The 20,784-nt window shown below is 50.0% G+C and carries 20 protein-coding genes; 14 read left to right on the plus strand and 6 right to left on the minus strand.

From position 1 onward, the window contains the following. Positions 1–77: 77 nt before the first annotated feature. Genes LK536_RS34415 through LK536_RS34435 form a run of 5 tightly spaced genes read left to right on the plus strand, consistent with a single transcriptional unit; the run spans position 78 to position 5,777 of the window. The gene (locus tag LK536_RS34415) at positions 78–1,595 is read left to right on the plus strand and encodes an amino acid adenylation domain-containing protein (protein WP_227794596.1); all 1,518 of its coding nucleotides are present in this window, start codon (positions 78–80) and stop codon (positions 1,593–1,595) included. Then, positions 1,588–2,925 (plus strand): alanine racemase, encoded by a 1,338-nt coding sequence (locus LK536_RS34420; RefSeq protein WP_331472014.1) that lies wholly within the window; start codon positions 1,588–1,590, stop codon positions 2,923–2,925. The genes LK536_RS34415 and LK536_RS34420 overlap by 8 nt, the downstream gene beginning before the upstream one ends. Next, positions 2,925–3,152: a phosphopantetheine-binding protein gene (locus tag LK536_RS34425; protein WP_118708345.1), complete on the plus strand. Its 228-nt coding sequence runs from the start codon at positions 2,925–2,927 to the stop codon at positions 3,150–3,152. The genes LK536_RS34420 and LK536_RS34425 overlap by 1 nt, the downstream gene beginning before the upstream one ends. A gap of 14 nt (positions 3,153–3,166) precedes the next feature. Further along, positions 3,167–4,744, plus strand: coding sequence for an MBOAT family O-acyltransferase (locus LK536_RS34430; protein WP_227794772.1), 1,578 nt, complete (start codon positions 3,167–3,169; stop codon positions 4,742–4,744). Further along, on the plus strand, positions 4,731–5,777 hold the full coding sequence (locus LK536_RS34435; protein ID WP_227794597.1) for a hypothetical protein: 1,047 nt from the start codon (positions 4,731–4,733) through the stop codon (positions 5,775–5,777). Before LK536_RS34430 ends, LK536_RS34435 begins: the two co-directional genes overlap by 14 nt. Positions 5,778–5,933: 156 nt before the next feature. Here LK536_RS34435 and LK536_RS34440 read toward each other — a convergent pair whose 3' ends face one another. Beyond that, entirely contained in the window at positions 5,934–6,779 is an 846-nt protein-coding gene (locus tag LK536_RS34440) for an MBL fold metallo-hydrolase (protein ID WP_331472017.1), read from the minus strand. 220 nt (positions 6,780–6,999) lie between these two features. Between LK536_RS34440 and LK536_RS34445 the strand changes: the two genes are divergently transcribed. The 3 genes from LK536_RS34445 to clpP all read left to right on the plus strand — a co-directional run bounded on the left by LK536_RS34445 (position 7,000) and on the right by clpP (position 8,901). After that, entirely contained in the window at positions 7,000–7,545 is a 546-nt protein-coding gene (locus LK536_RS34445; RefSeq protein ID WP_008723821.1) for an NADH peroxidase, read from the plus strand. Positions 7,546–7,873: 328 nt separating this feature from the next. Further along, positions 7,874–8,314: a helix-turn-helix domain-containing protein gene (locus LK536_RS34450; protein WP_227794598.1), complete on the plus strand. Its 441-nt coding sequence runs from the start codon at positions 7,874–7,876 to the stop codon at positions 8,312–8,314. Further along, on the plus strand, positions 8,311–8,901 hold the full coding sequence (gene clpP / locus LK536_RS34455; protein WP_118708353.1) for an ATP-dependent Clp endopeptidase proteolytic subunit ClpP: 591 nt from the start codon (positions 8,311–8,313) through the stop codon (positions 8,899–8,901). The genes LK536_RS34450 and clpP overlap by 4 nt, the downstream gene beginning before the upstream one ends. Positions 8,902–9,172: 271 nt before the next feature. On the opposite strand, the gene LK536_RS34460 is transcribed toward clpP, so the two are convergent. Beyond that, positions 9,173–10,801, minus strand: a complete 1,629-nt coding sequence (locus LK536_RS34460; protein WP_227794599.1) for a DEAD/DEAH box helicase — start codon at positions 10,799–10,801, stop codon at positions 9,173–9,175. Positions 10,802–11,071: 270 nt separating this feature from the next. On the opposite strand from LK536_RS34460, the gene LK536_RS34465 reads away from it, so the two are divergent. Further along, positions 11,072–11,617 (plus strand): NADH peroxidase, encoded by a 546-nt coding sequence (locus LK536_RS34465; RefSeq protein WP_008723813.1) that lies wholly within the window; start codon positions 11,072–11,074, stop codon positions 11,615–11,617. 195 nt (positions 11,618–11,812) lie between these two features. Continuing rightward, on the plus strand, positions 11,813–12,352 hold the full coding sequence (gene rbr, locus LK536_RS34470) for a rubrerythrin (RefSeq protein ID WP_227794600.1): 540 nt from the start codon (positions 11,813–11,815) through the stop codon (positions 12,350–12,352). Between the two features lie 110 nt (positions 12,353–12,462). On the opposite strand, the gene LK536_RS34475 is transcribed toward rbr, so the two are convergent. Continuing rightward, complete coding sequence (locus LK536_RS34475) at positions 12,463–13,122, minus strand: helix-turn-helix transcriptional regulator (RefSeq protein WP_227794601.1); 660 nt, start codon at positions 13,120–13,122, stop codon at positions 12,463–12,465. A gap of 248 nt (positions 13,123–13,370) precedes the next feature. On the opposite strand from LK536_RS34475, the gene LK536_RS34480 reads away from it, so the two are divergent. The 3 genes from LK536_RS34480 to LK536_RS34490 are packed head-to-tail and all read left to right on the plus strand — an operon-like array spanning position 13,371 to position 17,168. Then, positions 13,371–14,507 (plus strand): aminotransferase class I/II-fold pyridoxal phosphate-dependent enzyme, encoded by a 1,137-nt coding sequence (locus tag LK536_RS34480; RefSeq protein ID WP_506092081.1) that lies wholly within the window; start codon positions 13,371–13,373, stop codon positions 14,505–14,507. Between the two features lie 30 nt (positions 14,508–14,537). Beyond that, positions 14,538–15,716 (plus strand): MalY/PatB family protein, encoded by a 1,179-nt coding sequence (locus LK536_RS34485; RefSeq protein ID WP_227794602.1) that lies wholly within the window; start codon positions 14,538–14,540, stop codon positions 15,714–15,716. Positions 15,717–15,740: 24 nt separating this feature from the next. Continuing rightward, a complete protein-coding gene (locus LK536_RS34490; protein WP_227794603.1) occupies positions 15,741–17,168 on the plus strand; it encodes a Na+/H+ antiporter NhaC family protein in 1,428 nt (475 codons plus the stop codon). 52 nt (positions 17,169–17,220) lie between these two features. On the opposite strand, the gene rpiB is transcribed toward LK536_RS34490, so the two are convergent. The 3 genes from rpiB to LK536_RS34505 form a co-directional block, all read right to left on the minus strand. After that, on the minus strand, positions 17,221–17,661 hold the full coding sequence (rpiB, locus tag LK536_RS34495; protein WP_025484358.1) for a ribose 5-phosphate isomerase B: 441 nt from the start codon (positions 17,659–17,661) through the stop codon (positions 17,221–17,223). An 87-nt stretch (positions 17,662–17,748) separates the two neighbouring features. Further along, entirely contained in the window at positions 17,749–18,879 is a 1,131-nt protein-coding gene (aroC, locus tag LK536_RS34500; protein ID WP_227794604.1) for a chorismate synthase, read from the minus strand. A 6-nt stretch (positions 18,880–18,885) separates the two neighbouring features. Continuing rightward, entirely contained in the window at positions 18,886–19,944 is a 1,059-nt protein-coding gene (locus tag LK536_RS34505; protein WP_227794605.1) for a lactonase family protein, read from the minus strand. A 291-nt stretch (positions 19,945–20,235) separates the two neighbouring features. Here LK536_RS34505 and LK536_RS34510 point away from each other — a divergent pair, with 291 nt between their 5' ends. Next, positions 20,236–20,769, plus strand: coding sequence for a helix-turn-helix domain-containing protein (locus tag LK536_RS34510; RefSeq protein ID WP_008723794.1), 534 nt, complete (start codon positions 20,236–20,238; stop codon positions 20,767–20,769). The last annotated feature ends 15 nt before the right edge of the window (positions 20,770–20,784 follow it).

The following is a 20,784-nucleotide window of genomic DNA, read 5'->3' on the forward strand; positions in this document are numbered from 1 at the left end:
GAAATAATTCCCTTGAATCTGCTCTCCTTCTGTGCTAGACTAAGCACAAAAATCCATACGGACCGGAGGTCTTATCATTGATACAAAATATTCTGTGCTATCTTGAGGAATCAGAAAAGGCATATCCTGATAAACCGGCTTTTTCCGATGAACATACAAGACTGACTTACAAAGAGCTTCTGTCCCTGTCCAGACGGATTGGAAGCTTTCTCGGCAGGAAGACCGGCCCCAGACGGCCCATTCCCGTCATGACAGAAAAGAATGCCTATACATTGGGAGCCTTTATGGGGATTGTCCATGCGGGCTGTTTTTATATTTATCTGGATGCCGGGCAGCCGTCCGAACGGCTGAACCGCATCCTTAACACCTTACAGGCCGATATCATGATTGCCGACAGCCCAAGCCTGAAGGCGGCAGGCGCAATCTCCTTTGCAGGGGAAATCCTTGATATGGGAATGCTTCTGTCCCTTGGAAGCGATGCGGAGGACCCCCTGCTCCTTGCCTCCATACGCGGACAGGCCATGGATACGGACCCGCTGTACGGAATCTTTACCTCCGGCTCCACCGGAACCCCCAAGGGCGTGGTGGTGGGACACCGTTCTGTCATCGACTTTATGGAGCATTTTACGGAAATGTTCCATATAACCTCTGGGGATGTGATTGGCAACCAGGCGCCATTTGATTTTGATGTTTCCGTGAAGGATATTTATTCAACCCTGAAGACAGGGGCTTCCATGGAAATCATCCCAAAGCGTCTGTTTTCCATTCCCACAGGACTTCTGGACTACCTCTGCGATAAGAAGATAACCACAGCCATATGGGCCGTCTCTGCCCTGTGCATCATCACCACCCTGAACGGCTTCACCTACCGCGTGCCTGAACACCTGGACAAGGTCCTGTTCAGCGGCGAGGTCATGCCCGTGAAACATCTGAACACCTGGCGCAGTTACCTTCCGGATGCCATGTTTGTAAACCTGTACGGCCCCACGGAAATCACATGTAACTGCACATACCATGTGGTGGACCGGGACTTTGAACCGGGAAGCCATATCCCCATCGGGCTTCCATTTCCCAATGAAAAGGTGTTCCTCCTGGACGGGGATGACCGCCTGATCACAGAGCCGGGCATCTGCGGGGAACTGTGCGTGTCAGGAACCGCGCTGGCCCTTGGATATTACAGGGACAGGGAGAAGACAGCGGCTGCATTTGTCCAGAATCCCCTGAACCAGGATTATCCTGAAACCATCTACCGCACCGGGGACATGGCGTACTACGGTGAGGACGGGTTACTATATTATCATGCGCGCAGGGATTTCCAGATTAAGCACATGGGCCACAGAATTGAACTGGGTGAGATTGAAGCCGCGCTCGAGACTGTCAGCGGGGTTGGACGGGCTGTCTGCATTTTCCTGGAAGAGAAAAATAAAATTGCCGCCTTCTACGAAGGGACGGCGGATAAGAAAATGATTGCCGCCGGGCTGGAACATCTCCTTCCACGGTACATGTTCCCTAACCGTTATGTGAACCTGCCCGCCCTTCCCCTTACAAAAAACGGCAAGGTGGACCGCCAGGCATTAAGGAGGCTTTATGGGTAAGATGGATGAGATGAGTGGGATGAATGATAGGAAGCATTTGGATATACAGATCCTACGGCAGGCCGCCGGCTGGGGAACGCCTGCCTATGTGTTTGACCTGGATGCATTCGCCCTGCGCATCCGCCATATGAAGGAGATTCTTGGACAGGATATTAAAATCATATATGCCATGAAGGCCAATCCCTTCTTTACCCGGACAGCCGCTCAGGAAGCGGACGGCCTGGAGGTGTGCTCTCCCGGCGAATATGCCATATGCCAGAGGGCCGGTGTGCCCCCGGAGAAGATTGTACTCTCCGGCGTTAATAAGGAGGCGGCTCATATCAGGGAGGTCGTGGGCGGTGTCGGAAGTTGTGGCGCGGCTGTCGAAAACCCCGGCCCTGCCGCCGGAAGCCCCGGCCCTGACACCTATACTGCCGAATCCCTAAGCCAGCTGGCGCTGTTAGAGTCCTGCGCCGCCCAGGCGCAGGGGAGTCCTTTGCGTGTGCTGCTGCGCCTGACCAGCGGGAACCAGTTTGGCATGGATGAGGAGACAATCCTTTCCGTAATCCAAAGGCGGAACGCATATCCCCATCTGCATTTTACCGGACTCCAGTACTACTCAGGAACCCAGAAAAAGCAATCCGGCAAGATCCATAAGGAACTGGAACGGCTGGACGCCCTTCTGGCACGGATACGGGACGAACTGCAGTACGAAATCCGTGAACTGGAATATGGACCGGGTTTCCATATACCTTACTTTGAGGGGGAGTCCCCGGTGGACGAGGACGCCATGCTGGCAGATTTCAGGGCGGCACTTGACGCCATGGCGTTTAAGGGAAGCATTTCCCTGGAAGCAGGCCGTTTCCTGGCCGCGCCCTGCGGCAGTTATGTGACCCGGGTAGTGGATACCAAGCAGAACCAGGGGCAGGATTACTGTATCGTAGACGGCGGTATTAATCATGTGAATTATTACGGACAGGCCATGGCCATGAAAATCCCGGCCATCCGCCACCTTCCCCAAAGCATTTCCCAGGGTATGCCTGCGGACCATATCCCCGGTGAAAACACACAGTGGACGGTATGCGGTTCCCTCTGCACCTCAGGGGACATGCTGGTCAAGAACCTGCCCCTGTCCGGCTTAAGGACCGGGGATATGCTGGTATTTGACCGAATCGGGGCATACGCAGTGACGGAGGGGATTTATCTATTCTTAAGCCGCGGACTTCCGGCCGTCCTGACCTATGAAAGGGGGACAGGACTGAAGCTGGTCCGGGGCGCGCTTCCCACCAGCCCGATAAACGACGGCAGCATCCAATATTTTGAAGATTGTATAAAAAAGGAGAATTCATAATGGACGAATTATTAGAAATTTTAGAGGACATCAAACCAAGCATTGACTTTAAGACCTGCACCGGGCTGATTGATGAGGGATATCTGGATTCCTTCGACATCCTCTCTATTGTCAGCGAACTAAATGATGCATTTGAGATTGAAATATCACCTGTGGATATTGTGCCGGATAATTTTAATTCCGCCCAGGCCCTCTGGAACATGGTAGAACGTCTCAGGGATAATTAACAAGGGAGGGCATGATGTCTTTTCTTTCAATGAACTTCCTGTTGTTCCTGGCCGTTGCCATCCTGGGATATTATGTAATCCCTAAACGGCTGCAATGGGTGTGGCTTCTTCTTTTCAGCTACATTTTTTATCTGGCTTCGGGGACAACGGCCGTTGTATTCATCCTGGCCACCACAGTCACCACGTTCCTCGCCGGCCTGATTTTGGAATATCTGGACGTGAAGATGGACAGGGAACTTAACGGGCAGACACCCCCGTTAACGCCGGAACAGAAAAAAGCAGTGAAAGCACGTTACAAACGAAACAAGAAGTGGATTGCAGCTGCCGTCCTCCTCATAAACTTCGGTATTCTGGCCGTGCTCAAATACAGGAACTTTGCAGTGGGGAACGTCAACCAGCTGTTTGGGACTGATTTTGCCTTGGGGAAACTGATACTGCCCCTTGGCATTTCCTTTTATACCTTCCAGTCCATGGGTTATCTGATTGATGTATACAGGGGAAAATATGCCCCTGACCACAACCTGTTCCGTTTTGCCCTGTTCGTCTCATTTTTTCCGCAGATCCTGCAGGGGCCAATCGGGCGTTATGACCGGCTGGCATCCCAGCTGTTCAGCCAGAGGAAATTCAGCCTGGAACGTGTTGAACGGGGCCTGCAGCTGATGCTTTGGGGATATTTTAAGAAAATCGTCATAGCGGACCGGGCCGCGGTTGTGGTGAATGAGGTGTTTGGCAATTATGAAGCCTATACAGGAATTGCGGTCATTATGGGGGTCCTGTGCTATTCCATCCAGCTGTACGGCGACTTTTCCGGCGGTATGGACGTGGTGATGGGGGCGGCTGAATGCTTCGGCATTTCCCTGGACCAGAATTTCAAACGGCCTTATTTCGCCCGTTCCATCTCTGACTTCTGGCACCGCTGGCATATTACACTGGGCACCTGGATGAAGGACTATGTGTTCTATCCATTTTCCCTGTCCAAGGGGATGAACCGTTTTAGTAAATACTGCAAGAAGAATCTCGGCAGGCATGCCGGGCGGGTGCTCCCGGTGTGTATCGCTAACCTGCTGGTGTTTTTCCTGGTCGGCGTATGGCACGGGCCGGCCTGGAAATATATTGTTTACGGCCTGTATAACGGAATCATCATTGCCGCGGGCAACCTGGCCGCCCCCCTGTACCAGAAGGCGGCCCTGGCGCTCCACATCCCAACGGAATCCAAAGCCTGGGGCCTGGTCCAGATTGCAAGGACCTTCCTTCTGGTCAATATAAGCTGGTACTTTGACATGGCCCAGGACCTTAAGGCGGCCTTTATCATGATGAAGAACACGGTAACAGGCTTTTCCTTCTCCGCCCTTACGGACGGAACCCTGATGAGGCTGGGTCTGGATAAAAAAGATTATCTGGCCCTGATACTGGCATGCGGGGTATTATTCACGGTCAGCCTCCTTCAGGAAAATCAGGTGGAAATCCGCTGTTCCCTCGCCAAAAAGCCCCTGGCCGCCAGATGGGGCATATATCTGATGCTGCTTTTTGCAATCCCGCTTCTGGGACAGATTAATCTGACGGGAGGAGGTTTTATTTATGCACAGTTCTAAAGATCCCTCCCCCCGCTCCGGTACGCTCCGGGCAATACTCCGGGCATTTTTCTTCCTTGCCCTTTGCGTGTGCATTACCATGCTGCTTAATTATGCCCTTATCCCTCCCAGTTCCGTGAGGATTAACCTTCACAATCTGAGGAACGGGCAGCAGTATGATACCATTTTCATCGGCACCTCCCATGGACAGTACGGGATTGACCCTGCCGCGGTTGACCAGGCCGCCGGAACCAGCTCCGTAAGCCTGTGCATGGCGGACGCCTATCCGGATGATATGTATCATCTTTTAAAGCTGGCCTGCGAAACCCAGTCCCCTTCCCAGGTGGTATACGAACTGGACCCATCCTATTGGATGAATGAACAGCGAAACGGCTCCACACAGATATTCTTCTATCAGGACTTCCCGGTATCAAAGGCAAGATCCTCCTATTTCATGGATAAGATAACCGGCCTGGATTTCCGGTCTGCCCTGGCCCCCTGGAGTTATTACAGGAACCTGTACGCACAGATACCGGAAAATATAAGGAAAAAGCAAAGCGCAGCCTATAAAGATTATGACCCGTCCATCCTGGATATCCCGGTGGGTCATTACGGCGGACGGGGATTTATCTACCGGGACCGTGTGGCCGGGGAGGACAAAGGCACCTATAACAACATCCCCTGGGATGAAACCATGGTAAAAGAAAAGGCAGCCCGGTATTTTGGCAGGATTGGGCGGTACTGCCGTGAAAATGGAATCCGGCTCACTGTAATCACCACCCCGGTTCCCCAGGACACCTTAAACCAGTTCAGCCAATCCTATCTCCAGTCCCATGAATATTTTACTAAGCTCATGAACGGCTGGGGGCTTGCATATTATAATTTCAATTACTTGAAACCGGAGCTGATGGACCGCTCCATGGAAGGGTATTGGGACTATGACGGACATATGGACGGGATAAAAGCCGGGGAATTCAGCACACTGCTGGGACAGTTCCTGACGGATCTGGAATCAGGGAATATGGATGAGGGAACGTATTTTTTGTTCCAGTAAATGTTCCCCGCATCCAGGGACCGTAAAGGCGCGCGGCCGATCCACAAACATGGTCGCTCCACAAACATGGCCGCTCCACAAACATGGCCGCTCCACAAACATGGCCGCTCCACAAACATGGCCGCTCCACAGCTGGAGCGGCCAAACAATTTACACCTATATATGGATTTGAAATTCCCCAAAATCAAATATGCCATTCCCTTGCGCCAGCTTTCCCTCATTTGATAGTCCTTCGAATCCCTTTTCAATCGTTCCAATCATCGTGACAGGGACATATAACTGATGGTGTCCCGGCAGAATCCGGCTAACACTTAAGGCCCGGACTTTTCTTACAGACTGAAAGAACTGCTGTGGATCAGTGGTGGGATAGAATGCATCAAGACATCCGCGATATATCAAATCGCCGGAGTATAAATACTTTCTGTCCGGTTCATAAAAGCAGCAATGCCCCGGCGAATGTCCGGGAGTATGGATGACCTTCAGCGTCCTGTCTCCTAAATCCATGCAATTCCCCTCACGAAAAACTTTCTTAGGTGTCCCATGGAAAATCTGATAATCATCAATGGAAAAATCCTCCGGTAACTCACAAGGTCTGCACGTCAGATTATTCTTCACCATTTGCAGAGGTATGGGGAATCTGACTGACAGCCAGTCCTTCTCCGTTTCATGGACTGCAATATTTTCAAAGTATCCATGACCGCCTATATGGTCCCAATGGACATGGGTCGTCATCACCATGACAGGTAACGAAGTCAGGCTGTCAACAGCTTCCCTTATATTGCCAATCCCTAAACCTGTATCAATTAAAACAGCTTTTTCTTTCCCGCATAACAGATAGCAATGTGTTTCTTCCCAATGCCTATATTCACTTATAGCAAAGGTATCGCTATCAATCCTTTCAATGGTAAACCAATTTTTCATATTCATGACTGCCTCTAAATGATGATTTGTGAAACGCGCCTTCCCGCCAAAGATAAACGGACATTGCTTAACATGTTCCATTCTAATATCAGCGCACAGATATGTCAAACAACTCCCTTCGTGTCATAACTTCATATTAGTAATCATAACTCTTTTTATAGCGATTTTTCTTCCCGCTTTTTTATAAAAAATTTTAAAAATGTTCTTGACATTTTCGCCCCCTTGTATTATATTAATATCAGTAACAATTACTATTATTAATTAAATAAAATATAGATAAAGGAAAAGGAGAATATTGATTATGAAGAAATGGGTATGTACAGTATGCGGTTATGTTTATGAAGGCGAGAATGCACCTGAGAAATGTCCACAGTGCGGTGTTCCGGCATCCAAGTTCAAAGAGCAGGAAGCTGACAAGATGGCATGGGCATGTGAGCATGAGGTTGGTGTTGCACAGGGTTCCCCTGAAGATATCATGATGGATTTAAGGGCTAACTTCGAGGGCGAGTGTTCAGAAGTTGGTATGTACCTGGCCATGTCCAGGGTTGCGCACAGGGAAGGTTATCCTGAGATTGGCATGTACTGGGCCAAGGCCGCATATGAGGAAGCTGAACACGCAGCTAAGTTTGCTGAGCTGTTAGGCGAGGTTGTCACAAACTCCACCAAGAAGAACCTGGAGATGAGGGTTGCTGCCGAGAACGGCGCTACTGCCGGTAAGTTCGACCTGGCTAAGAGAGCCAAGGCCCTGAACCTGGATGCAATCCATGACACGGTCCATGAGATGGCCAAGGACGAGGCCCGTCACGGCAAGGCATTTGCAGGCCTGTTAGAGAGATACTTCGGTTAATTTCAGCATTCAAATTAATATGTAACAGGAATCATCCGGTGTCCGGGGCATGATATGATGCTCCCGGCACCGGATTTTTTTCCGCTTTTTGCCGTTTTTTACCGTTAGAATGCATAGACCTAAGGATATGTCTTAAAATTGCCTTCCGCCAGCTATGCATCCCACTGCCCACCACCCCCCGCAGATAACCTGCAAATCAGACCTGTAAATCAGGGCAATTTCTATTAAGACGCCTTCTGCAATCCATGTTATACTAAAAACATATGCAGAAATAATGGGGATGTCTGAAAATCCATACCCGCCATCTGCGCAGAAAGGAATGTCCCATATGACGAATCAGACCGTTGTTGAAAAGATAGCAGACTACATCGAGAATCATCTGGAAGAAGATATACCCCTTGATAAGATTGCAAAGGAACTCAATTACTCTAAATTCTATATTGCCCGGGTATTTGCAGATAACACAGGATATACGATATACAAATATATACAGGGCCGGAGGCTGACGCTGGCGGCCAGGAAGCTGGCAGAAACCGATAAACCCATTGTAGAAATAGCTTACGAGGCACGCTACGGTTCCCAACAGGCATTTACCCTTGCATTCAGCCAGTTTTATCTGTGCACGCCCCAGACATATAGAAAGAATGGCGTATTTGTCCCCAGGCTTCCCAGAATCAGACTTGGCAGTCCGGCTGCTACTGCCGTCTTGCGTTCCATGCATTGCATCTCACGGCGCGGCGGCATATGTGGAGGTAAAATGGCGGCATGAGTACAATACCATATGTTATTGAACAGACCAGCCGCGGGGAGCGGAGCTATGATATCTTCTCAAGACTGCTGTCAGACCGTATCATATTCCTCGGCGAGGAAGTCAGCGATGTCTCAGCCAGTCTGATTACGGCCCAGATGCTGTTCCTTGAGGCCCAGGATCCGGAAAAGGACATCCAGCTCTATATCAACAGCCCCGGCGGCTCGGTCACGGCAGGGTTTGCCATCTATGATACCATGCAGTTCATCCGGTGTGATGTGTCCACCATATGCATCGGACTTGCCGCCAGCTTCGGAGCTTTCCTGCTGGCGGGCGGTACAAAAGGAAAACGTCTGGCCCTGCCCAATGCTGAAATCATGATTCACCAGCCGGCCATCCATGGCAGCGGCATACAGGGCCAGGCCAGCGATATCAAAATCGTGTCAGACCATATGCTTAAAAGCAGACAGCGCCTGAACCGCATCCTGGCAGACAATACAGGAAAAAGCATTGAACAGGTTGCCGCTGATACGGAGCGGGATTATTATATGTCTGCAGGGGAAGCCGTGGAGTATGGCCTGATTGACAAAATAATCGACAGGCGGTAATTGACATCCCCTGTGTTCCACATGATAATCCATAAGACGGCAGAATGGGACTGCTGGGAAATAGGGAAACGGAAGCACTGGCAAAATCAAAACAAGGGATTTTTGCGTCCTAAAATAAATCAATCCGGAAAAAGAGATACCTCTGTAGAGGTTCAAGGCTTAACAAAAGCCTGAATTCTACAGAGGTATCTCTCCCTTAAATGTCAAGGGCTAAAAATCGGTATTAACCCACAGCCCCTTTGTTGTATGTGGTGAACGGATTGGATTGAATTTATTTGGAATGCAGCGTCCGGATTGCCATTTGGCTGCTTCTCCTTGGAAGCGGGGCGGGGGCATGGGAGCGCTTGCCGGAAGGCCTTGTCTTCTGTGGGGATGACTGGCTCTGGGTGAGGGCCGGTTTTCCAGCGCTTGTTTGTTTTCTGGAGGCGGTGGCCCGTCTGGAATCCGCGACCGTTCTGGAGTCCGTGGCCTGTCTGGAATCCGTGGCCGTTCTGGAGGCCTTGGCCCGTCTGGAATCCGCGGCCGTTCTGGAGTCCGTGGCCTGTCTGGAATCCGCGGCCCATCTGGAGTCCGTGGCCCGTTTAGAATCCGTGTCCCGCCTGGAGTCCGTGGCCCGTCTGGAATCCTTGGCCCGTCTGGAGTCCGTGGCCCGTTTAGAATCCGTGGCCCGTTTAGAATCCGTGGCCCGTCTGGAACCCGCGCCCTTCCCCACCCCCTTCGCCTGCCTGGAATTCCGTTCCTCCTTAGGCGCAATCTCAAAGACTTCCATGGGATAGGGGTGATTCCCGATTACCTGAATGGTCTTGCCGGTCAGCTTCTCAATATCCTTCACATATGCCTTTTCCTCAATGTCGCTGAAGGAAATCGCCCGTCCTCCCAGCCCGGCGCGCCCTGTACGGCCGATTCTGTGGACATAGGTCTCAGGGACATTGGGCAGGTCGAAATTGATGACACAGGACAGTTCCTCGATATCAATGCCCCTGGCGGCGATATCCGTGGCAACAAGGACACGGAGACGGCCCGATTTAAAATTGCTGAGGGCGGTCTGCCTGGCGCCTTGGGATTTGTCCCCGTGGATGGCGGCGGCAGTTATGCCGGATTTATTCAGATATTTGGCCCCCCGGTCCGCGCCGTGCTTGGTGCGGGTGAATACCAGGGTGGAGGACACATCCTCGTGTTCCAGCAGATGCACAAGCAGGGGCCATTTGTTAGCCTTATCCACATAGTAAAGGGAGGTTTCAATCAGATCCACTGTGGAGGAGACCGGGGTTACCTCCACCTTGACCGGGTTGTGCAGCAGCTTCGCGGCCAGGGCCTGAATCTCGTCCGGCATGGTGGCGGAGAACAGCAGGGTCTGGCGCTTCTTCGGCAACAGGGTGATTACACGCTTTACATCGTGTATGAACCCCATGTCCAGCATGCGGTCGGCCTCGTCCAGCACAAAGATTTCCACAAAGGACAGATCTATCTCATGCTGTCCGATTAAGTCCAGCAGCCTTCCGGGGGTGGCCACCAGGATATCAATGCCGCGGCGCAGGGACTGGATCTGGGGTTTGGCGGAAACGCCGCCGAAGATGACTGCGCTGTTGATGGGGGTGCCGGCTCCATACTCCTCTATATTTTCATGGATCTGCAGCGCCAGCTCCCTTGTTGGCGTCAGAATCAGGGCGCGGACGGGCTTCTTCTTCTGCCTGTTTTTGGGACGCTCCATCAGGTTTTGTATGATTGGCAGGGCAAATGCCGCTGTCTTCCCGGTTCCTGTCTGGGCGCAGCCCAGAAGATCCTGGCCATTCAGTACATATGGGATTGCCTGCTCCTGGATAGGGGATGGTTTGATATATCCTTTTTGATCCAGGGCTTTTAAGAGTAGCGGAGATAACTGTAATTCATCAAAATTCATCTTGTATTTTCTTCTTTCTTTTTATTGTACGCGGTGAATCGGCCCAAAGGCATGCGGTTCATCGTTGTCGTTATCCTGTGCGGAACATGTGAATTTTAATCTTATCACAGTTTCCCGGTTAATGAAATAGAAATTTAAATTCTCTTTAGCGTAAAAAAATCCTAAAATACTATTGACATTTCCCCTCTAATGTATTATATTAATATCAGTAACAATTACTATTATTAATTAAAGCACATAAATCAAAAAGGAAAAAGGAGAATATAAATTATGAAGAAATGGGTATGTACAGTATGCGGTTATGTTTACGAAGGCGAGAATGCACCTGAGAAGTGTCCACAGTGCGGTGTCCCGGCATCCAAGTTCAAAGAGCAGGAATCCGATAAGATGGCATGGGCATGTGAGCACGAGGTTGGCGTTGCCCAGGGTTCTCCTGAAGATATCATGATGGATTTAAGGGCTAACTTCGAGGGCGAGTGCTCTGAGGTCGGCATGTACCTGGCCATGTCCAGGGTTGCCCACAGGGAAGGTTATCCTGAGATTGGCATGTACTGGGCCAAGGCCGCATATGAGGAAGCTGAGCACGCAGCTAAGTTCGCTGAGCTGTTAGGCGAGGTTGTCACAAGCTCCACCAAGAAGAACCTGGAGATGAGGGTTGCTGCCGAGAACGGCGCTACCGCTGGTAAGTTCGACCTGGCTAAGAGGGCCAAGGCCCTGAACCTGGATGCAATCCATGACACGGTCCATGAGATGGCTAAGGATGAGGCCCGTCACGGCAAGGCATTTGCAGGTCTGTTAGAAAGATATTTCGGCTAATCATTTAGCATAATCAATAGAACCCTCCTTTAAACACGCAGGCAGTCTCCCCAAGGCTGCCTGCCCCCTTCCGAAGGGTTACAAACAAAGTATTGTTAAAATATGGATTGAAATATTTGAAATTAAACGTTACAATAAGAATTAGAAATAAGAAACGGCAATATACTATTCTAATGAGAAAGGTGAGGTACATTTATGGTATCAAAATATGCAGGAACTAAAACCGAACAGAACTTAAAGGACGCATTTTCAGGAGAATCACAGGCACGCAACAAGTATACATATTATGCATCTGCAGCCAAGAAGGCAGGCTACGAGCAGATGTCAGCTTTATATCTGGAAACCGCTGACCAGGAGAAAGAGCATGCTAAGATGTGGTTCAAGGAACTTCACGGAATCGGAACCCCGGAAGAGAACCTGGCTGATGCTGCTGCCGGTGAGAATTATGAGTGGACCGACATGTATGCACGTATGGCACGGGAGGCACGGGAGGAAGGCTTTGAAGAGCTTGCTGTTAAGTTTGAACTGGTTGCAAAGGTTGAGGCTGCCCATGAGAGAAGATACAATCTGCTGTTAGAGAGCCTTAAGAATGACAAGACCTTCAAGGGTGACGCTCCTTTAGGCTGGAAGTGCAGGAACTGCGGTTACATCCACGAAGGCGACGAGGCTCCTGAGGTATGTCCGTGCTGTGCCCATCCAAAGGCTTACTTTGAGAGGAAAGTTGAGAATTATTAATACATATCCATAAGATAGTAAAAGTAACGTGCTCCCTTCCAGGAAGACAAGTGGACAGATTAAAACCTGTCTCCCCGGAAGGGAGCATTTTCTATGGAACCCAAACACTGTTATTTATTTTTTTCTTTAATATTGCGCAGATGCAGATACACGGTATTCCTTGATATACCCAGGATTTCCGCAACCTGCAGGACTGAATCTTTCATATTGAATACGCCCTGTTCATAGAGCACTTCAATCAATGCCTTGTTCCTGTTGACCGCAGGAATACTGCTGTTGAACATCACCTGGTTTTTGGCCTCGCTGACAAGATTCATGATGGTATCATTTACATTGGCTGAAAAATGTTCGTTCAACTCAGGCGCTTCTTTCTTCGCTGATAAAGACTCTAAAATCTCAGAAAGCGGAGAGTCCAGATAAAAGTTTATGCATATCAGACCAATGATCTTATTGTTTTCCCCATGGATGGGAATAGTTGAGGACTTCAAACGCTCCCCGGAGCGGTTTATGGTATTGTAAGCGTAATAAGAGCCAAGGTCAATATCACTGTCCTCCTGAATCCGGGTCAACATGTTAAGGGCCAGATCCGTTATGGGTGCCCCTATGTGCCTTCCGGAGTGATAACCATTCAATATCTTTATAACGGAATGCTGATAGTCTTCCAGGCTGTGAAGGCTGATTTCATACGCTGAACCAAGGTATGCCGAAAGGCCTGTAAGCATGGATGCATAGGATTCCAGGATTAATTTGTCTGTCTTAGTTAATTTCATTCTATCCACCACCTCAAAAACACTCTGTTGACTCAGAGTTTTTTTTATTATATCATTTCATAAAATAAATTGCAATGAAATTAATTTTATTCATTGACGTTAAAATATACTATTGACGTTAATATATTTCATATGCTATACTGCATGTAGGAAACCAGTCAAGGTCATTAGGAACAATCCTTATATGTTCTCTGGAGGAAACGTAAATGGATGGAATAACGGATATTTCAAAAACAGTTTTACCCCGGATGAAATGGGAATATGAAAAGGAACGCACGGGTTACGATGATTTAATCAGCCTGGGGACTGCAGATATGGATTTCAGGTCCCCGCAGCCCATACTGGATTCAATCAGCGAAATTGCCCGCAACGGTCATCTGGGCTATCCCTACATACCGGACACATTCTATGACGCCATACAGGCACATCTCATGGAGATTTCTTCCTGGAAGGTTGACGCTAAAAAGTGTGTGTCCGTCAATGTGGGAATCTATATGGCAGCCTGGAACGCACTGGATGTCCTTACGTCCCCCGGCGATAAGATTGTTATCCTGACACCGGTACATTTTTGCTTCAGGCAGATAATTACAATGAATGGACGCAAGGTAATTGAATGTCCATTACAGTTAGAAAATAATGAATATCACATTGATCCCGAAGCCCTGAGGGCGTGCCTCGAAAGCGGCGTCCGGATGCTTTGGATCTGTAATCCGCATAACCCGGTGGGCCGTTCCTGGACAGCGGGGGAGCTGGAGGAAATAGCAGACCTGTGCCTGAAAAATGATGTCCTCATCATGTCGGACGATGTGTACTGCGACCTGCTGTTCCCAGGGACAGGCTATACCCCCATCGCGTCCCTGTCCAAGGAAATATCCTACCGCACGGTGACGCTTTATTCTACAAGTAAATCATATAACACCACGGGATTGCGGTTTGCATATGTCGTGACCGAAAATCCGCAGATGTTTGAACTGTATCAGGATTCCCTTGCTAAGTGTGATTTAAATTACGGAATTAATATAATGGGGATTGCTGCAACGGTTGCGGCATATACGGCCTGCGGCACCTGGACAGAACAATTGATGTCCCTGATAAGCGAAAATCACAGGATGGTCTCAGAATATTGTGCAGCCCATATACCGGAGGCCGATGTGGTTTTAGCAGACTCCACTTACTTTGCATGGATTGATATGCGAAGACTGAAATTAGAGAGCCGGCAGCTTGCATATCAGCTTGAAGAGGAAGAACATATGGTTGTGGAAAATGGAGAACTATTCGGAAAAGGAGGAAAGGGATTCATACGTGTGAATTTGGGCACGTCCCCGGAATATCTCAGGACGGGCCTGAAACGGCTGGAACATTTTTGCGCAAACCATCGTTCATAACTGAATTAAATAACAGGAAGGGGAGTTTTAATGAAATATAATTTTGATACAACGTTGGACCACCGGAAAAACGGTTCCTACCGCTGGGACATGCCGGACATGCCGGATGACGTAATCGGCATGGGAACCGCGGACCTGGATTATGAATGTGCGCCATGTGTGCGGGAGGCGCTGCTTCCGGTTGCTGAGGAAAACTGTTACAACTACAGGCAGCACCCTGAAGAGTATTACAATGCCGTCATTGGCTGGTATCAAAGGAATTATCACCTGGATGTAAAAAAGGAATGGCTGAGCAACGTGCCAAGCACGGTTGGCGCGGTGAGGATGGCCCTTGGCATATATGCAAAACCAGGCGACGCAGTGATTATCCAGACGCCCCTGTTCAGGCCCATACACTGGGCAATCGAGGGAGCGGACTGCCGGCTGGTATCAAATGCCCTGAAGCCGGTAAATGGACATTATGAAATTGATTTTGAAGATTTTGAAGCGAAAATAAAGCAGTTCCATCCTGCTGTTTACCTTCTGGTAAACCCCCATAATCCTACCGGAAGGTTCTTTACAAGGGCGGAGCTTGAAAGGCTTGTGGGGATTTGTTGGGAACACGGTGTGACAATTGTATCGGATGAGGTTCATGGGCTGATCCTCTATGAAGACCATAAGCATATCCCAATCCTTGCTGTCAACGAAAAGGCGCAGGGAATCAGCGTGCAGATTGTCAGCCTCAGTAAAGGATACAATATCATGAGCCTGCCCCACGCAATTGTTACGATTGCAGACAGTGAAATGCAAAAGGCCTGGATGCGTCAGATTACCGCCTATTCATTCGGCTATGCGGTGAACAGCTTTGCCATTGCAGCAGTCACTTCAATCATGAAGGGCGGGGCGGATCAGTGGATGCAGGAGTTAACCCAATACCTGGAACGGAATCTGCAGGAGATATTGGATTTCATCAAAGAGAACCGGCTTCCGCTCATCCCTTATAAACCGGAGGGCAGTTTCCTTCTCTGGATTGACTGCAGGAAAGCCGGTATCGGCACCAGGAAACTGGATGCGTTCTTTATGGAAAGAGCACATATCCATCTGGATGACGGGGAAGGGAATTTTGGCCCGGAGGGGGAAGGTTTCATCCGGATTAACTATGCAGTGACAAATAAGATGCTGAAGGAAGCTCTTAGGAGAATCAAGAAGGTTTTTGATGAGGGACTATAAAACTAATATGAGAGGGGAACGTTTATGAGTAAGAAGAAAGCTTCTGAACTGAAAGAAATGACAATGGGCCGCGCGCTGTTTGGATTCCTAGCCCCCATTGTGCTCCTGATTGCCCTGATTTATGCAGGGGCCGAAGTGGCGATTGCCATCCTGGCATCCGTATTCCTGATGATTATTTATGGGGCGTACATGGGATACTCCTGGGACTCCATGGATAAGGCCATGGCATCCGGCATCACTACGATTTCCACGTCAACGGTAATCATGATGCTGGTAGGCTGTATGGTAGCGTCATGGATGGCATCCGGCTGTATCCCTACCATGCTTTACTATGGCCTGCAGATCATCAACCCGAAACTGTTCCTGCCAATCTGCTTTATCCTTCCGGCGTTCATGGCAGTCTGCGCCGGTACCAGCTGGGGCGCAATCAGCACCATCGGGGTTGTCCTGTGCGGAATGGCCGGGGGGCTTGGCATTCCGGTTGCCATGGCTGCTGGCGCTGTTATCTCCGGCGCATTTTTCGGTGACAAAATGAGTCCGCTTTCCGACACAACACTTCTGGCAGCGGCAGCCTCGGAGGTTTCCGTATTTGAACATATCACGTCCATGTTTTACACCACCGTGCCATGTACACTTATCTCCCTGGTACTCTATGGGTTCCTTGGCCTGAGTGCTTCCGGGAATATCGATACCGCTGCGGTCAGTGAACTGACAAACGGGCTGTCATCCAACTTTAATATTACAGTGCTGAACCTGCTCCCTGTAATCCTGGTCCTGGTGCTTTCGGTTAAAAAAGTCCCGGCATTCATCACCTTCGGCATCGGCATTGGATCCGGCATTCTCTGGTCCATGTTCATACAGGGCTTCAGCTTTGTAGATAACCTTGGCTTCATCATGAACGGTTTCTCTGTTGATACAGGTGTTGAGGCGGTAAACACCCTGGTGAACCGCGGCGGTTTCGTAAGCATGCTTTCACTGGTCGGTATCCTGCTGGTGTGCGGCATGTTGAGCGGTCTCTTTACGGAAATGAAGGTGCTTACCGTGCTGGTAAAAGGCATCACAAAAAAGGTACATACCCCGGCCGGTATTCTGGTGGGCGTCATGATTTCTTCCCTTATCCTCTGCCTTACCGGGGGCCAGTACCCATCGATTGCCATCACTGCAGTAGCATTTAAGGATGCCTGCGATGAGATGGATATCCACCGGGCAGTGCTGTCACGTACCCTGGAGGATGTAGGTACCATGGTTGCCGCAATCATCCCCTGGAGCGCCTGGGTCATCGGCTACGGAGTACTGCTGGGGACTACGGTCCAGGAATTCATACCATTCGTCTTCCTGTGTATCTTAAGCCCGATTGTCGCGCTGATTAACGCTTTTCTTGGAATCGGCCTTTTACATAAAGATGACGAAGTTAAATATCATCCATTATGGATAAGAAAAAGAGCCAGATAAAATAAGTGGGGGCATTTTCCTGCCCCCACTTCACACTTCCCCAAAACAAATCCTATGAATTTTCAATATCCATGATCATATTCACCCTGCGCTCATGTCTTCCGCCCTCAAATTCAGCGTCCAGCCATGCCTCGGTAATCATCTTGGCAAGTTCGCTTCCCACCACCCTGGCACCAAAGGCCAGCACATTGGAATTGTTGTGCATCCTGGAAAGCTTGGCCGTATACGGTTCACTGCACACACATGCGCGGATTCCTTTTACCTTATTGGCTGCCAGCGAAATCCCCACACCGGTTCCGCAGATAGCGATTCCCAGGTCAGCTTCCCCACTTGCAACCGCGCGTCCTACCTTCTCGCCGTATACAGGATAGTCACAGCTCTCGGTGGAGTTGGTTCCCAGGTCAATGACCTCATATCCCTTACCCTCCACGAATTCCTTGATGATTTCCTTCATTTCAATTGCTGTATGGTCGTTGCCAATTGCGATTTTCATAATTCTCTCCTATCTTTAATCCAATATCATTTTATATATCTTATACACCCAGGGCGTGTTCATAAATCCATTCCCTTTGCAGGCCGTCTATCTTCCAAAGAACTCCTGGATCCGGTCCAGCCTGGACGTCATGGACTGCAGCAGCAGGTCCGCCGCCGTCAGCGCGGCCATGGCCTCCACCACCACCACTGCCCTCGGCACGATGATGGGATCGTGGCGTCCCTTAATCTCTATGTCTGTATCCTGGCCATTCCTGGTGACCGTGTGCTGGCCCTGTGCAATGGACGGGGTGGGTTTAAATGCCGCCCGCATCACTATATCGCTTCCATCGCTGATTCCGCCCAGGGTCCCGCCTGAATGGTTGCTGGATTTGACTATCCTGTCCGTAAAAAGCAGGCCCTTGTTTTCCGTTTCACCGCTCATCCTGAATCCGTCATTGTTGACAGAGCCAAGGGACCTGGACGCCTCAAAGCCATCCCCAATCTCAAAGCCCTTCACCGCGCCGATGGACAGCATGGCTTTTGCCAGACAGGCATCCAGCTTATCGAACACAGGCTCCCCAACGCCCACAGGCATGCCGTGGATCACACACTCCACCACACCGCCGCAGGAGTCTTTCCTTGCCATCATTTCCTCCAGATAAGCCTCCGCCTTACGGGCCGCCTTTGCATCCGGCATGTAGAGACGGTTATTCCACATTTCCTCCATCCGGAAGGAACCGTAATCAATCTCAATACTGCCGACAGATTTTGTATACGCCCTCACCGTGATTCCCAGGGTCCCCAGGAATTTACAGGCAATGGCGCCCGCGGCCACCCGCGCCGTGGTCTCGCGGCCCGATGAACGGCCGCCTCCCCGGTAATCCCGGAACCCATACTTCCCGTCAAAGGTATAATCCGCATGGCCCGGACGGTATACATCCATGATATTCCCATAGTCATGGGAACGCTGGTCCGTGTTGCGCACCTCCAGGGCGATGGGCGTACCGGTGGTCCTGCCCTCAAATACCCCTGAAAGGATTTCCACCACGTCCCCTTCCTGCCGGGCCGTGGTGAATTTGCTCTGTCCTGGTTTTCTTCTGTTTAAATATGCCTGGATATCCGCCTCATCAAGGGGAAGGCCGGCCGGACATCCGTCCACGACCACGCCGATTCCCTTGCCATGGGATTCCCCCCAGGCCGATGCCTTTAATATTGTCCCAAATGTCGAACCCGCCATATGCGCCTACCTTCCAATCCTGGCAATGGCACAGCAGTTGGGCTGGTTCACATGAAGGCTGCGCCCGCACATCACAAGAAGCCCTTTCTCATAATCCACCTTGAAGAAGCTGATGCTTCCGCTGTCATGGTTGATGGAGGCAATATGCCTGTTGTCCGGGAAAATGGCCACATCCTTGGGATACTCGCCGCTTACAGGCAGGCAGGAAATCATGGTGAGAAGCCCTGACTCTTCGTCCCTGCCGTAGATGCTTACCGTGTTCTCGCCCGCGTTGGTGCAATAGACATACTTCTCATCCGGCGACAGCCTCATGGCACATGCGGCCGTCAGGTTGCCCGGGTTCCTGGTGGCGGTGGTGGAGATGGTCTGGATTTTTTCAATGACCGGCGCCCGGTCCCCGGTTTCATAGGAATATACATTAATCACATTCTGAAGTTCGTGCATCAGATAGATGAAACGGCCGTCCGAGCTGTAGCGGAAATGTCTTGGTGCGGACTCCAGGTCGCAGTGGATTGCATCCACCTGGACCAGGTTCTTGTCCTTCTCATTGAACCGGTATACCTTTACCTGGTCCGTTCCATTGTCAACGGAAAGCACATATCTGCCGTCAGGCATCCTTCTGGTACAGGTTATATGGGAACGGAAATTACGCTCTGCCACACTGCCATAGCCCTTGTGGTATACCTCGTCCACGATCTCGCCCACGGAGCCGTCCGGATTCAGGCTCAGGACCGTGGTCTTGCCGTCATGGTAGCCGGACACGAACACGTACTTGTCCTCCATGTCCGTACACAGATGACAGCCCCTCATGCCGCGTATGGGTGAACTGTTTAACCTGGCCAGGCTTCCGTTCTGCAGGATGCGGAAAGATACCACGCCCTCATCCGCAATGGAATACAGGGTTTTGCCGTCGCTGGAAGCAATCACATAGGAGGAGTTGTCCACTTCCATCTCGCAACGCTCCTTAAATACACCATTTTCCACATCTACATCATATACCGTGATTCCCTTTGCTTTTCCGGTATAGGAATAGGATCCAACATATGCCATATATTTGCCGTTCATACCTGTCTGTACCTCCCTGTTTCGCGTCCATTTTCAAACTAAAATTATCATAACATAATTTTGTGAATTTGTTAACCAGATATTTGTGAATTTGTTGCCCATAACTTTGCGAAAAGGTATTGACATACCATTAATTTAATGTATAATGAAATTCGCGCTTGTTTATTATTACTAAACTTTTTGCTTATTTTTATAGTCAGTTAGTATTTGTAAACTTTTTGTTCATATATTTAAAGGATGCCCACAGGCGGCAATTTACGGGCATACTTCTTTAAGACAGGGAGGTTTTCCATGGATATCGGAAATAAATTAAAGGAATTGAGGGTGCTCAAGGGCCTGACCCAGGAGGAACTGGCGGACCGGGCAGAGCTTTCCAAGGGCTTCATCTCGCAGCTGGAACGTGACCTGACCTCCCCATCCATCGCCACCCTGATGGATATCCTGCAGTGCCTGGGCACCACCATCGGCGATTTCTTCACTGAAACCCCGGACGAACAGATTGTGTTCGGAAAACAGGATTATTTTGAGAAAATCGACACAGACTTGAATAATGAAATCAAATGGATCATACCCAATGCACAGAAAAACATGATGGAACCCATCCTGCTGACGCTGAAGCCAGGCGGCTCCACCTACCCGGACAATCCCCATGAAGGCGAGGAGTTCGGTTATGTGCTCCAGGGAAGTATTTCCATCCACATCGGCACCAAGACATACAAGGCCAAAAAAGGTGAATCTTTTTATTTCACCTCAGATAAAAAGCACTATCTTACAAGCAAGAACGGCGCGCTGCTGCTGTGGGTAAGCTCACCGCCAAGTTTCTGATTACTATTACGATAA

Source organism: Clostridium pacaense, from assembly GCF_020709765.2.
Lineage (GTDB): Bacteria > Bacillota > Clostridia > Lachnospirales > Lachnospiraceae > Enterocloster > Enterocloster hominis.